General features: G+C 47.4%; 11 protein-coding genes. 5 read left to right on the forward strand and 6 right to left on the reverse strand.

What is annotated here, in order from left to right; genetic code table 11:
* Positions 1-187: 187 nt before the first annotated feature.
* From BM283_RS20510 to BM283_RS07000, 3 genes are all read left to right on the forward strand, one after another.
* On the forward strand, positions 188-232 hold the full coding sequence (locus BM283_RS20510; protein WP_368086408.1) for a hypothetical protein: 45 nt from the start codon (positions 188-190) through the stop codon (positions 230-232).
* 123 nt (positions 233-355) lie between these two features.
* Positions 356-2560 (forward strand): VTT domain-containing protein, encoded by a 2205-nt coding sequence (locus BM283_RS06995; RefSeq protein ID WP_090691375.1) that lies wholly within the window; start codon positions 356-358, stop codon positions 2558-2560.
* Positions 2561-2562: 2 nt separating this feature from the next.
* On the forward strand, positions 2563-3258 hold the full coding sequence (locus BM283_RS07000) for an endonuclease/exonuclease/phosphatase family protein (RefSeq protein ID WP_254776251.1): 696 nt from the start codon (positions 2563-2565) through the stop codon (positions 3256-3258).
* 230 nt (positions 3259-3488) lie between these two features.
* Here the strand turns inward: BM283_RS07000 and BM283_RS07005 are convergent, their stop codons facing one another.
* The 6 genes from BM283_RS07005 to BM283_RS07040 all read right to left on the reverse strand — a co-directional run bounded on the left by BM283_RS07005 (position 3489) and on the right by BM283_RS07040 (position 10049).
* Positions 3489-4814 carry a porin gene (locus BM283_RS07005; RefSeq protein ID WP_090691380.1) on the reverse strand — a complete coding sequence of 442 codons (1326 nt, stop codon included), beginning with the start codon at positions 4812-4814 and terminating at the stop codon, positions 3489-3491.
* Between the two features lie 185 nt (positions 4815-4999).
* Entirely contained in the window at positions 5000-5419 is a 420-nt protein-coding gene (locus BM283_RS07010) for a hypothetical protein (RefSeq protein ID WP_090691383.1), read from the reverse strand.
* Positions 5420-6847: 1428 nt separating this feature from the next.
* Entirely contained in the window at positions 6848-8269 is a 1422-nt protein-coding gene (locus tag BM283_RS07020) for a cytochrome-c peroxidase (RefSeq protein ID WP_090691389.1), read from the reverse strand.
* 689 nt (positions 8270-8958) lie between these two features.
* Positions 8959-9288: a reverse transcriptase-like protein gene (locus BM283_RS07030; protein ID WP_090691394.1), complete on the reverse strand. Its 330-nt coding sequence runs from the start codon at positions 9286-9288 to the stop codon at positions 8959-8961.
* Positions 9289-9395: 107 nt separating this feature from the next.
* The gene (locus tag BM283_RS20515) at positions 9396-9530 is read right to left on the reverse strand and encodes a hypothetical protein (RefSeq protein WP_217646467.1); all 135 of its coding nucleotides are present in this window, start codon (positions 9528-9530) and stop codon (positions 9396-9398) included.
* Between the two features lie 9 nt (positions 9531-9539).
* Entirely contained in the window at positions 9540-10049 is a 510-nt protein-coding gene (locus BM283_RS07040; protein WP_090691398.1) for a nucleoside-triphosphatase, read from the reverse strand.
* Between the two features lie 746 nt (positions 10050-10795).
* Here BM283_RS07040 and BM283_RS07045 point away from each other — a divergent pair.
* Positions 10796-12253, forward strand: a complete 1458-nt coding sequence (locus tag BM283_RS07045) for a diflavin oxidoreductase (protein WP_090691400.1) — start codon at positions 10796-10798, stop codon at positions 12251-12253.
* Between the two features lie 87 nt (positions 12254-12340).
* On the forward strand, positions 12341-14017 hold the full coding sequence (locus BM283_RS07050; protein ID WP_090691402.1) for an NADPH-dependent assimilatory sulfite reductase hemoprotein subunit: 1677 nt from the start codon (positions 12341-12343) through the stop codon (positions 14015-14017).
* Positions 14018-14178: the final 161 nt, after the last annotated feature.

Consider the following 14178-nt stretch of genomic DNA (forward strand, 5'->3'; position numbering starts at 1 on the left):
TCCATGGCGTAAAAGACTGGCATGCACGAGGTCGAACCAATGTGATTGGCGCTCTGATCGGAAAGACGCTGCTGACCATAAGTCTGTTCATCGCCAGTATCAACGCTGACATTTTCTATGCGTGGATAACGCAGGACCTTTTGCCTAAACTTCTGCCATTGCCAATGCCGGGCATACACTTGAATACCTGCCGCCTTATTCCCCGGACTTAAATGACATTGAACCCAAATGAGCTCAGGCCAAAGCCATCAGAAAAAAGGAAAGTTGTTCCATCAGCAGCTCTTTGCCGCTTATGAAATTTAAATCATTTTATATGAGATCTGCTATATTTGATCATAAGTAGTGTGAATCAAAAATGCTGCTTGAAAATTTTTATGCTTTGGAACTAATCGGGCTCCTCCCCATTCCATCAAATATGAAGATTCTTAAGCCTGGTCAGAATTGTTGGTGTGTCGAAACAGCAGACCGTATTGCCTTTCTGGTGGACGGTGCGGCCTACTTTCGAGCATTCCGCGCCACAGCCTTGCGAGCGAAACGCTCGCTGTTAATACTCTCATGGGACATTTACAGTGATCTTCTGCTCGTCCGTAATGGAGAGGATGACGGTCAGCCTAAGACGTTAAGATTGCTGCTTGATTATCTTGCCGAGTCTGAGCCAGCATTCCAAGCCTACGTACTCGATTGGGACTTTATAGCGCTTTATGGCATGGATCGTGAATGGCTGCCAGTTTACCAATTGGATTGGCGCACTCACCGACGAGTCCATTTCTGGCTTGACGACTGTCATCCTATCTGGGCCAGCCACCACCAGAAAGTAGTAGTGGCAGATGATACCGTGGCGTTCTGCGGTGGTCTGGATCTGACTCGGGGGCGCTGGGATACATTCGAACATAAAGCTGATGACCTGCGGCGTGACGAAGGCAATGGTCCATCAGCTCCATACCATGATGTGCAGCTGATGGTAGCAGGTCCTGTCGCCCGCTCGCTTGGCAAGTTGGTGCGCGATCGCTGGCAACGGGCGTGTAGGGATACTATTCCTTCCCACCCGCCACGGTCAGTTGCAGAGCTATGGCCAGATGATGTGTCCGTGGATGTGGAGAATGTGCGCGTGGCTATTGCTCGCACCGAGCCGGCTCATCAGGGCTGTACCGAGATTCGTGAGGTCGAACGCTTATACTTGGATGCAATTGCTGCGGCCCAGCGCTCTATTTATATCGAGAATCAGTACCTCACTTCCGCAGTTATCTGTGACGCCCTTGCCCGACGCCTCAAGGAGCCGGAAGGTCCTGAAGTAGTTATTGTGACAGGCAAATCTACGTGCGGTTGGCTGTCTCAAGTAACTATGGATGTACTACGGACCAAATTCGCGCACAAGCTGCAGCAAAGAGATCACCAAAAGCGTCTGCGTTTACTCTACCCAGAAGTCCCCGAGCTTGGTGACAACAACATCATCGTCCATTCCAAGATAATGGTAGTAGACGATATTTTTGTGCGTATCGGCTCCTCAAATTTAAATAATCGCTCAATGGGTATCGATACAGAGTGCGATCTTGCCTTCGAATCCGAAGGTCGCGAGGATATCTGCACCGCAATCGCTGGTTTCCGCAATCGGTTATTGGCGGAACACCTTGGTGTCGAACCCCAGCAGGTCGCCCAGACGACCGCGAACCTGGGCTCATTGACGCGAGCCATCGATGCATTGTCCGGGAATAGTCATACACTGCGGCCTGTGCCTCTGCTTTTAGAAGTGCCTGAGGTAGTCGAGGAATTAGTGTCCGAGACAACGCTAGTGGATCCTGATGAGCCAATTGATCCAGACCGGTTGGCCGAGCAATTTGTTTATGAAGAGGAGCGACCACCAGCGCGGCGACGCGTAATAGTATGGATAATCATATTATTGTTCCTGGCGGCATTGGCGGCAATGTGGCGCTGGACACCGTTATCGGAATACCTTGATTACGAAACGCTGCTCCTCGCCCTCGGAGCATTCGCCGAACTTCCCGCTTCCCCCCTGTTAGCAGTAGTTGGTGTGACAATCCTCGGGCTGATGATGTTTCCAATTACCCTGCTCATTATCGTAACTATCATGGCTTTTGGACCTTTTATCGGCTTCTTCTGTGCATTTGCTGGTGCACTTGGCTGCGCGCTAGCTGGTTATGGGGTCGGCGCTTACCTCGGTCGCAATGTGGTGTACCGAATTGGCAATGGCCGGTTAAATCGTATCAGCTTGCGGCTGGCGAAGCAAGGCATGCTGGCTGTCATATTCTTCCGCGTGGTGCCCATTGCCCCTTACACAATCACTAATTTGGTGGCTGGCGCTTCTCACATCAAACTCAAAGATTTCTTTTGGGGCACTGTGATCGGTATGTGGCCCGGCATTGCTGCTATTACGCTTTTTACCGATCGCATTCACACTATGCTGGTAGAGCCTAGTTGGAAAAGCGGTATCATGCTAGCGCTGGTTTTTGGTGGCATTGCTCTTATCGGCTACGGATTGGTCACCTGGCTTAAGCGCCGTGTCGGCATGCAATCGATAACAGAAAAAGGACTGAACCGATAGCCGTGATCATCGCTACCTATAACATCCACCGCTGCTACGGGAATGATGGCTGCTTCTCACCCGAGCGCATTCGTATAGTGTTAAGAGAACTAGATGCAGATATCATTGCACTTCAGGAAGTGGAGACACGCCAAGATAGTGGTCTCGATCTGCTTGAATTCTTCGCCGAAGATGCGTATCAGCCGATCGCTGGCCCCACCATGCTGAAACAGAATGCTCATTACGGTAATGCACTCCTCAGCCGATTACCAGTGGAGCAAGTCTTTAAGCATGACCTGTCTGTTCCAGGCCGGGAACCGCGCGGAGCCATCGATGTGCGCATTCGGGCAAAAAATACAACGGCACGTTTGGTGACAACTCATTTCGGTTTGTCGGTTAGAGAGCGCCGCATTCAAGCACAGCGAGTGCTGGAGTTGATGGAACCACAAATTGAGCCAGTAGAGATCCTGCTCGGTGATCTCAACGAGTGGTTTCTCAGGAGACAGCTGCTTCACTGGTTCCACCGCGCGTTCGTCGAGACAACGTCACCGGCCACTTTCCCTGCCCGCTTCCCGCTGCTGGCACTTGATCGGCTCTGGGTTCGACCTAACTCAGTACTGCGCGAACTGCAACATTATCGCTCACCTATGGCGCAGGTGGCGTCCGACCATCTACCATTACGCGCTGAACTTGATCTGTCAGAAATTTATGCAGAATAGGGAGCAGATCCTGAGGAGGTTCCCATAAATTTTTTTGCTTCCTTATTCCATTTTCCATTTCATATCAAAAATGATGCGAAGGCGAGCCGCAGACAGTACCAATCATACAGCAAGGTGAAGCCGACAAAGTCAGTTTTGATTTGGAAATGGAATTAATTCAGGCAACCATAATCCCAAATTGGTTGTGACGACATACACTTATGCCGCTATTCCTTTTCAATTAAGTTGAATCAGAAGGGCATCGTTACATCCAAAGAAAACAGAAATTGATCCTTTCTGCCATCAAATGGCCGAAATGCGGTATCAATACCATCAGCTCTGTCATAGCGGATATTTGTTCGGAGCATGATGTTGCGGATCGGCTCCCAACTTCTTTTCCAGCGTTGCCCCGGTTTCCAGTTCATACCCACCGTAACCGCATAATAATTTGCGGGAGCGCTGATGAAAGGAACATTGCCTGCATAGCTCACGCCTTTACTGTTCAACGCTGATAGTATGCGATAAGGTGAGAAAACACGCCAGCCATTGCGGTCATGGAAGCGCTCAGCACGAATGCCGATAGAAAGGTCACGAAAAAGATCATAAGTCAGGTGGGTGTTGATGCTATACCATGCTGCATTCTGAATGCCATCAGGCAAACTGATGTTGCTGGCCCAGCCGTTAGTATGCTGCAGCACCATGTGCGTCTTGGGGGTGAGCCAATGTTGCAGCACGAGGCTGTACATCATCCAGGGCTCATCGACAGCAGTTTGCCCATAAGTGCCGCCGAGTTGTGCTGAAGTCCTTTTGTCATCGCTGTCCCATATAATATTTGCCAGTCCCCCCCAGTTGTCCAGTTGCTTATCAAAAACGCCATCCCAACCGCCAGTTGCACTACCTGTCGTTGTGCCGCCTTGGATAATCCAATTTTGATTAACGGTATAAGTACCTAGAAATCCTACATGGGTGAAGGGCTCACCACTGTTAAGGATATAGGCTCGAGTGTAAAAAAAGTTATCCGGGGCGGGAACGGTTTCGTAGCCCAGCGGGGTGTAAAAATGCCCGGCCTTAATATTGAGACCATTACCAACCGGTATGTAAGCTTCTAGATAGGCTTGTGGAAGAGCAATGCCGTAAGTGCGGGTTGATTTACAGCACAAATTGAGATCCCAGTTACCTCTACTATCCGTCGGTTCGCCAGTATTCTCATCAAAGGCAGATATACCAAAAGCCTGAGTAAAGATCGCATCTGTTCCAAACAAAAAGTCGAAACGACCGCCAATATCCCATTTTGTACCTTCTGATTCGACATTGCGTTGCAAATATAAATAGAGTTGATTTAACTGAAATCGATTAGCACGGTCCGCAAAAGTCACCGTACCATTGAAGCCATCAGAGGGGTTGTTTGCATTATAGGTTGCACCGCTATTAATCCAACCACCGAATTCCAGTCCACTTTGGCTGAACAGATTAGATAGGCTATTAGCATGGGTAGAATTTAGAATCAAAAAAAACAATACTAAAATCCCTGTTGCCGCGAATATTACGTGATTAATGTGGCTGGATACATAATTCATTTTTCCTTGTTTGTGCCTTTCATGGAAATTAGATCGATTTTGTCTCTGATAATATAAAAAAGAGAGCAATGATCATGAGGCATACACAATATTCCAGTGAATTAAAAGTAAAAATGACGCTGGGCGGCTCAGCTTCTTTTAATTTGCTTATTCTCTAAAATTTAGATGGCTTTTCTAAATGATTACTAATTTAACGGAGAGTCTGTCGCCTCTTCCCTTCTTAAACCGAACTCTTGTTTTTTCTGTTCTTGTGCCATTCTCCGGTGAAGAGCGGCTTCCTTCATATTCTCTTTGATAGAATTCACATACATACGAATATTCGCTGTGGTATGCGACCGCACATCTTGTCCCCGTCGCCCATAATAGTAGGAATGACTATCATAATCTTCAAGCCGTTTCTTCTGATCTTGTAGCTTTGCTTTCATCTCATTGGCCGCTTCTTCGTAGTAGGTAGCCATGGCCTCATGATTACTAGGATCTATGGTATGCAATTTATCACTATAAAGTTCGTTACTTTGAACACCCCCTATCGGGCTCATTTGCGCACAGCCAACTAAGAAGCCAAGCATTAGAATAATTATCAAAAAAGTTAATTTTTTCATCATAATACCTCCATCAACTACTTTAATTTCACCCCCATTTCCTTATTTAAAAGCTGTTATCGAAAATATTGTGCCAGTATTTTATTAAGAATAACCATATCAAGAATACGTTCTTTTGGGGATACAAACTATACTCAACTTGCTTGACTAACATGGTATTCTATTTAATATTAAAGAGATTTTCTCTTCTATTAGTCATAATAAGAGTATGGTTTTTAATACATTAACCCTATCTACCACATTTATATCTATCTTTAGAATATATAATACCTACATAAAAATAAAAAATAAGGGCTAAAAAAAGAAATTGATTGTCTCTTTTATGGATACAGTAAAAATGGCTATGTTGATGTGATAAGCTTTGATATAAGGATTTCTGAATTAAGGAGGCATCAGACAGAAATGCTTGTATTTGAATAGATGCTATCCTTTTATAGAGTTTGACTATAACGACTACATGGCAAGATTAAGTAGAACCGTATGTGTAGGCCTACCGCGTTACATCACGCAGCGAGAAAATATTTTTTCTCCGATAACGGTCGAAGCGTTTATCCAAAGGAGTGCTGCAATACAGGCGGTATGATATTTTCGCGTATTGTCTGATGGCAAATCACAGCCGTTTTATTACTGTTCCGGAAAGGGACGAAAAGAAAAGAGTTGTAGAGATTTTAAATCGTTGCACATGCATTATGCCTTAAGAATTAACTGGGTACGAAGATGGAAAGGCTCATAGTGGGAAGGGCGATTTTTCATTACCCTTAAGAGATGTTATTTATGCGCTGCCATCGGCTATGTCGAGCAAGATGCAGAACGATAAAATGATCTTCAAAGCGAGATAATTTCTAGTCGAGTATGCTAGCGCATTTGGAATTAAAGGAAGGTGCAATATGGAGTCAAAAGCCCGCCTGGGAAAACAATGGGATCAAGTTTCGTTTTGGTTAACATGCCTGGCGGGAGAGGATGATTCTGAGAAACTGGCATTATTGTGGCGAAATATTGAAATAGGTTTATCTTGCTGCGCATTTTATTTGAGGATGGGAAGAGAGAGTAGGTGCATTGCTGCGTTACAGTTCTTTCGGGCGTCCAAAGGGTGAGGAAGAAGAGCAATAAAAGGTAGAGCTCTACTGTGCTGTTAGTCTTTATCGTGTCTGCGGCTCGACTTCTCGTTAGGTTTGATTGGGAAACGGGATTAGCTCAAATGGATCAGCATCTTGTTGTGAGGCATGCTTGAACGTAAGTCAAGCAGCAAAAGGAATAGAAAGCATAAGCTAAAATACCAAAGGTAAAACCTGATCCTGTGTGGAAAATAGGCGGGTATTTGTAAAATAAGTGAGGTCGTAGTCATGACAGGCAACCTCATCAATGAGCCTAATTTAGCAAGACTACAGTTCACGGCACGCTACTGGCCCGTGCCGTGAACATTCAACTGTTTTATCTGTTACGAGCTGGCGTAAAAGGTTTCGGCTTCTTAGGGATCTCGGTATCGCTAAACGTTTTCATATACGCCACGATGGCATCCTCTTCCTCTGAGGTTAACTCAAGATTGCCAAGAATCGGCCCCCCGCGAGTAGTATTTTCCGGATGTTCTGCTGCGGGCCAGCATTTATTCGCCAATGCCTTCTCTTCCGTATCTACCCCTAATTCGGGAGGACATACGGTGGCGCTCGTATTGTAGAAATTCACGATGCCCTTGAGACTCTTGAAGAAACCATTATGAGCATATGCCTTCACGAAAGAGGGATTGGGACGGGTATCCACACCGCGCAGGGTCGGAGTCTTCCAAAACCCACGGTGAGCCGGGTCGTTGGTAGTATCACTCAGGCCATCATCCGGGTTGGTGGGATTGAACTGTCCGATCGCGGGATTGGGCGGTGTGCCTATATTATGGTAGCTGAAGTCGGTGTACAGTTGGTTGGGCTCCGCCCCATCTGACGGATTCGGGCCAAAAGGTGATCTGCCGCTATTATGACAAACCACGCAATTGGCTCCCTTACCGTTGGGGGCGGGGCCGCTAATTATGTTGCCGCCAATCTTCACCGTGTAAAACAGGTCATGACCCAGATTTTCCTGTTCAGTTAAACCGTCTAGAGGAAACTTTTTGTCAGGATCGTTTGCGAGCGCCTGGTCGCGCCTGGAGCTAAACGAATTGACTTTGCCGGAGTCTTGGAAGGCCGCAATTGCTACCGCAATACGCTTGTAATTCACATCGACATGGGCATCGTCGCAAGTGATTGGAATAGTCCAGGCCTGCTCGAAAAGGGGGGCATACTGAGCCTTTTGAACATGCCGGCAAACACCGGCTCTATCTGCCTTGTTCTGCTCGACAGGATTGACGAAGGGGCCTAACGCTTGGACAGCGGTTGGCCCGCGATATTGGCCGTAAGCAGTTTTTAGCCCAGCAGGATCGGCTGTTTCCGCAAAAACCTCATCGCCAATTTTGTTTGGGTCAGCAGTGCTTCCGTCGGGAATATCGCCTTTAGCGCGGCCGTCCCAGAAGGCGCCGCCGCGCACTCCGGATGGTGGGCCTATAACACCCTCCTCAAATAGCGGTGTGAAGCTTGCGTAGGCATTGCTGGGTGGCTTACGATTTCCGATTGTATGCGGATTGGCACCGGTTATTGCCACTTGAGTAAGGTTGGTTTGGGAATGCGGTCCCGTCCAACCAGCCCTTGGGTCATGGCAGGTAACGCATGCCATGCGCGGTGGATTGGAGATTTTATCCCAGAACACTTGCTCACCCAACTGCCTTAGTGCGTCAAGATTAGCAGCATTCGCGCTGAAAGAGGAAAAGAATAACGGAAACGCCGCGGCTGATGCGACGATAAAAGAGTTTTGTTTTTTTTTAATAGTCATAGTGGTTTTTTCTTGTCATTTTAATTTTCAAGCAAAAATAGAATAGACAGCAATATTTATACCAGAATATATAACCTTTATTAATCAATTTGTTGTATTGATATCTTGAGAAAAAAGGTGAGAATTTGTCGTTATTTATTAAGTAAATTTCGTGCGCAATATTCGGAAAATGAATAATGATCTGTTAATAGAAGAATTATGTATGTCAATAAATAGAGACACATTTTTATATTGAATAGGTAACATTATCTTTTTAAAATATTTAATTTGTCGCTAAAGAATGAACACCGAATAAGCGTCATAAAATAGGGGTAGACCGCGAGTTAAGGAAGTATCTCAAGACCACTTTGTTTAGAATTTCCAAATGCGCTTTATCATGGAGCATCGTATGAAGATCGCCGCCAAAATATTTATGAAGACGATGATGATCGGCTAAGGTATCTAAAAATCCTTGGAACGGTTGTTGGATATAAAAATGTCAATCATCACATGGTGCAAGGAATGCATTTATCAGAACAGGGCAGGGAACAGATTACGGTTCTCGGTTATGAGAAACAACTGCTGAATTCTGGTTCTACCACTTTGTGCGTTCGGTCAGATCTGTTGTGCTCTGTCATTCATCTCAAAGTTACTAATGCTTGTGTTACAAGCGTTTATTGCTAAATGCATTGCGTTACTCGTGATTTGCCTTATTTTAGTTCTTCCTGGTGCTCTGGTAACTTGTGCCTATGTGGAACAATGGTCGCGCTTCGCGTTGCCGCTACGGCAAGTCTGTGGGCTGGCTGATTATGTTGCCGTGGAATAGGATGCAGTGAAAAGCGCCCCAAGGAAGCAGCAAGCCTGCGTATCTCCGAAAGGCAACTGTCATTACGCTGTTCGCGCCACAGCTGGATCAGGCCGTAGTTATCGCAATAGACCCGTAGCTGTCGCTGATCGTATCTAAGCGCAGCCTTCATGATTACGACTACTGCAGTGAGCTCTGCATTAAAGCTATCCTTGGCGTCAATGGATTGACTGATGTTACTATACCTCCAGACTTAATGGCGAATCCCCTGCTGGGGTAGATGATGTGCATTTTCATCCTGTCGAGAGTCGTCCATTTCGCCTTAAATATCGCAGTAAATTATTAGGATTCAACTGTCCGATCATGACATATGAGACAGAAAGTCATGCTTTCGTTATCCGGGTCCTCTAAGGAATTGCTGAAGTGCATCATACATTTAGGAGCGGCGCAATGCCTCAATCCCAAGGTATGCCCCAATTTAATCAGTCATTGCGTCGAAAGCCAATAGAGTACTTGTTGCGGCAGTTTGTCCCGATTGGCATGGGTGACTTCCCACAGCAAGGCATCGGGACGACGTTTCACTTGTTCGATGAAGCCGCTACCCTTTTTGCTGATGGTTGCCACCAGCGGCTTACCGCAGTCAAACAGTTTTTCCATGGCCGCTATAAAACGTGCAGACAAGCACTCCATCTTGCCGATTTCGTCAACCAGATACAGATCGACATCCGCATCCGGCGCCAGTGCGGAGGCGACTGTTGCATCGATCCCAGCAATATCCACACCATACTTGCCTACCTGATGCACATGAGGAAAGTCGATATGGGCAATGGTTTGTTGCAGTCCACCGAAGGTTTTCAGCAGAAATCCGCAACGCTCTCTGCCCTTGCGTATCTCGTGAGTATAAAAGCCGCCAATGCGTTTGTTGCGCAACTGCTCGGCAACTTTGCCGATAATTGTGGTCTTGCCCACGCCCGGCATACCGGTAATTAGTAACATAAGGTTCTGGATAAAAGGTTGAATGAAGATGCCTCAATTTTACCGAACTAAATCCAGACAAAAACCTTTGCTGGTTCATCAATTAAATGGATGGTTGCTCTGCGTTCTATCTCTTTCGACTTGGTAAATGGTTGCAAAGTTTAGCGCGTTATATCAGTCAGTGCGTTCGAGTATGAAATCCTTTGCCTTATAGCATGTGCTGGCCTCGAATATAGTCAGTAGGTAGAATGGCTCTGGCTTATTCTATTTCTCAATCAAAACTGACATTATCGGCTTCACTTTGCCATATTGTTGATACTGTCTGCAGCTTGCCTTGGCGTTATTTTTGATTGAGAAATGGAATCAGGAAGAGAGAAAAAACCGAATCGCGGCTTCTGGGTAAAACATTTTTTTGCTAAATCAATGCCTACCGTTATAATCTCACTATAGAAAGCTCCTATTGTAAATTCCATTTCTCAATCAAACCTGACTTGGTCGGCTTCACCTTGCCGTATGATTGGTATTGTCTGCGGCTCGCCTTCAGGTCATTTTTGACTTGGAAATGCAATGAGGAGTCACTGCATAATTTCTCTAGCACTTTCATGCTGTTGAGAGTAGTGTCCATACCATTATTTCATTTCTAAGGCGGCACTAAATGCAGACAGCATTTCATAAAAAGGAATCTTATTGGAGCAAAGAATGAGCAATGGCTATTGTAATTTGTCATTTCCTCGAGTGGAAATGATATGTAAATACGATATATACCCATGCTAACCGAACAGCAAAAAGCTTTGTGGGAACAATTGCGGCATACGCTAAGCCGGGATCAAGCGATCTGGTTTGCAGGCTATGTGCAAGGGATAGTGCAGCCCGAGGGTATGGCTACTACTGCCACTGTCACTGCGCAAAAGAAGCTACGCGTGTTTTTTGCCACTGAAACCGGTAATTCCAAGATGATCGCGCAGCAACTAGCCAAGCAGGCCAAAGAGCATGGCTGGAACGCCTCGCCCCAGTCGGTGAAGAAAATTAAGCAAGCCGAAGAATTGCAAGGTGATGAGCCCATTATCTTTGTCACTGCGACCCATGGCGAAGGTGAGCCGCCGGAGACGGCGCTGGCTTTTTTTGAGATGCTCGAGCAGTCAGAGGCGTCGCTTAAGGGCGTGAAATACGCCGTGCTTGGGCTCGGCGACAGCAGCTATCCCCAATACAACCAAGCCGTCCGTGACCTGGATGCCTATATGGAAAAGCTGGGGGCGGAACGCATTTATGCACGCGGTGAACTGGATGTGGATTTCGCCAGCCATTATCCGCAATGGATAGCAGGGGTATTGTCGGCGCTACCTTCTACGCAACCCGCCAGCATGCCAGCTACTGTAGAAACAGCGGCACCTTCAGGCAAAGGATATTCCCGTCTGGAACCGGTAGTAGGGCTTGTGAGGGAAATTATCGACCTCAACGACCGCGGTTCTGCCAAAGCAACCTATCATATTGAAATCGAGTATGATGAGTCGCTGGCTTACGTGCCCGGCGATGTGGCGGGCATTATTCTGCCTCATTTCGCTGAGGGAGTGGACCACCTCACGCCACGCCTTTATTCCATTGCTTCGTCACCTTTAGCGCATGCCGGCAACATTCATCTGACGGTGGCGCTGGCGTGGCATCAGGGTGAGAACGGCGAGATTGGCTACGGGCTGTGTTCGCGCTATTTAGCCGATTTAAAAGTGGGTGATGAAGTGAAATTTTTTATTCAGCGGAACAGTCTGTTCAAACTGCCGGAGGATGAACGGGACATTATCATGATCGGTCCAGGTACAGGCATCGCACCGTTTCGCAGCTTTGTCTGGGAACGGGCAGAGCGGGGGGCGAGCGGGCGCAACTGGCTGTTCTTCGGCGAGCAGCATCAGCACTGCGATTTTCTCTATCAGGCTGAGTGGGTCGATTTCGTGGAAACCGGCGTGCTGCACAAAATCGATCTTGCTTTCTCCCGTGATCAGGAGCATAAAATTTATGTCCAGCATCGCCTGAAAGAAAACGCGAGTGAACTGCTGGAATGGATAAACGGTGGTGCGGTGATTTATGTCTGTGGCGCAAAAGACCCCATGAGCAGGGATGTGGAGCAAGCTCTGCTGGAAATTTTCGCTACTGAAAAGGGTGGCCACGAAGCTGCCCAAGCCTTTCTCGATCAATTGCATGACGATAACCGGTATGTGAAGGATGTTTATTGATACAATGGGTACAATTGATACAGCCGTGATTCATAACTTTTGCGGCACAGCGGCACAAATGACAAGCCATGGAAACGATTAGCGATTATGACTGAACAAAACCTTTCACCTGTTGAACACCTCAAGACTCGCAGTCGAGGATTACGCGGTACGTTGGCTGAAGGATTGAAGAATCAGCTTACCGGACAGCTTTCGGCGGATGACCAGCAGCTCGTTAAGCATCACGGCATCTACCAGCAAGACGATCGCGATCGCCGCAGCGAACGCGAGACCAAAAAATTGGAACCGGCTTATTCCTTCATGATTCGCCTGCGCTTGCCAGGTGGTGATATCACACCGCAGCAATGGCTGGGGTTGCAACCGCTGCTGCATGAGAACACTACCGGTATCCTCAAAATTACTACGCGCCAGACTATTCAGGTGCATGGTGTCGTCAAGTCAAAGCTCAAGCCCACTTTACAATGGTTTAATAAATATGGGCTTGATACCATCGCCACGTGCGGTGATGTCAATCGCAACGTCATGGCCGGCTCGCACCCCGCCACTTCTGCATTCCACGAAGAAGTTCATGCGTTTGCAGTTAAAATCAGCGAATACCTGCGACCTAAAACCAAAGCGTATACAGAGGTCTGGCTGGATGGGGAGCGTCTGGATGAAAATGCTGAGTTAGAACCTGATCCGCTTTACCAGAATCGCTATCTGCCGCGCAAATTTAAAGTGGGTATCGCTATCCCGCCACATAACGAGATTGATATTTTTACGCAGGATGTAGGCTTAATTGCCATTGAAGAAAATGGCCGCCTGGCAGGATTCAACGTGACCGTGGGCGGTGGGCTGGGTTGCACTCATGGTAACCCGGCTACCTATCCGCGGCTGGCAGATATGCTGGGCTTCATCAAACCAGATCAAGTGTTGGATACGGTGTGGCAGATCGCAGCCGTGCAGCGCGACAACGGCAACCGCAACGATCGCAGACAAGCCCGTGTGAAATACACCATTGATCATATGGGGCTGGAAGCATTCAAAGCCGATCTGGAAAGCCGCTTGGGGTTTACACTGGCTGCGCCACGCAGCTTCGCCTTCAACAGCCGTGCCGACTATTATGGCTGGTTGCAAGACCATAAAAACCGCTGGCATTACACGCTGTTTATCGAAAACGGGCGTGTGGTGGACACACCCGAGTACCGCGCAAAATCAGCGCTGGATGCGATTGCAGCAAGCAACTTATGCAAATTCCGCTTGACCGGCAATCAAAACATCATGCTGCTGAATATAGCAGCAGAGGATAAGGCAGCGATAGATACGATTCTGGAATCACATGGCATCATTAGAACACAAGCTGCGCTTATGCCCATTCGCACCCATGCCATTGCGTGCGTGGCATTGCCGACCTGCCCGCTGGCTCTGGCAGAAGGGCAACGCTATCTGCCCGAACTGCTTAGTAAGGTGGAGATGCTGCTGGAAAAATATGCGCTCACGCAGGATGAAATCAGCATTCGCATGACAGGTTGCCCGAATGGTTGTGGTCGCCCCTATGTAGCCGAGATTGGACTGGTAGGGCGTTCAGTAGGGCATTATGATTTGCGGCTGGGCGGTGATCGCCTGGGCTATCGCCTCAATACCATTTACAAGGAAGGGCTAGACGAGTTCAGCATCTTGAGTGCACTCGATAGTCTATTGTCAGATTATGCCCGCGAACGCATAGAGAGCGAGACTTTAGGTGACTATTGTCAGCGGCAACTGTTCGCTAAGACAGTTAGATAAATAAAGCGCCCCGCAACAAGCTGCGGGGTATTTAACTGTGCGCTTCAATCTGTTAGTTTTCCACTAGCTTTCATCCCCAGGGCAGGGGAGTAGACTCGTAGAGATTGAAAATTAGAACCAATACCCGGCTTAACGGGAATGATGCATCATTTAATGATATG

Source organism: Nitrosomonas sp. Nm34 (genome assembly GCF_900113925.1).
In the GTDB taxonomy this organism is placed as follows: Bacteria; Pseudomonadota; Gammaproteobacteria; order Burkholderiales; family Nitrosomonadaceae; genus Nitrosomonas.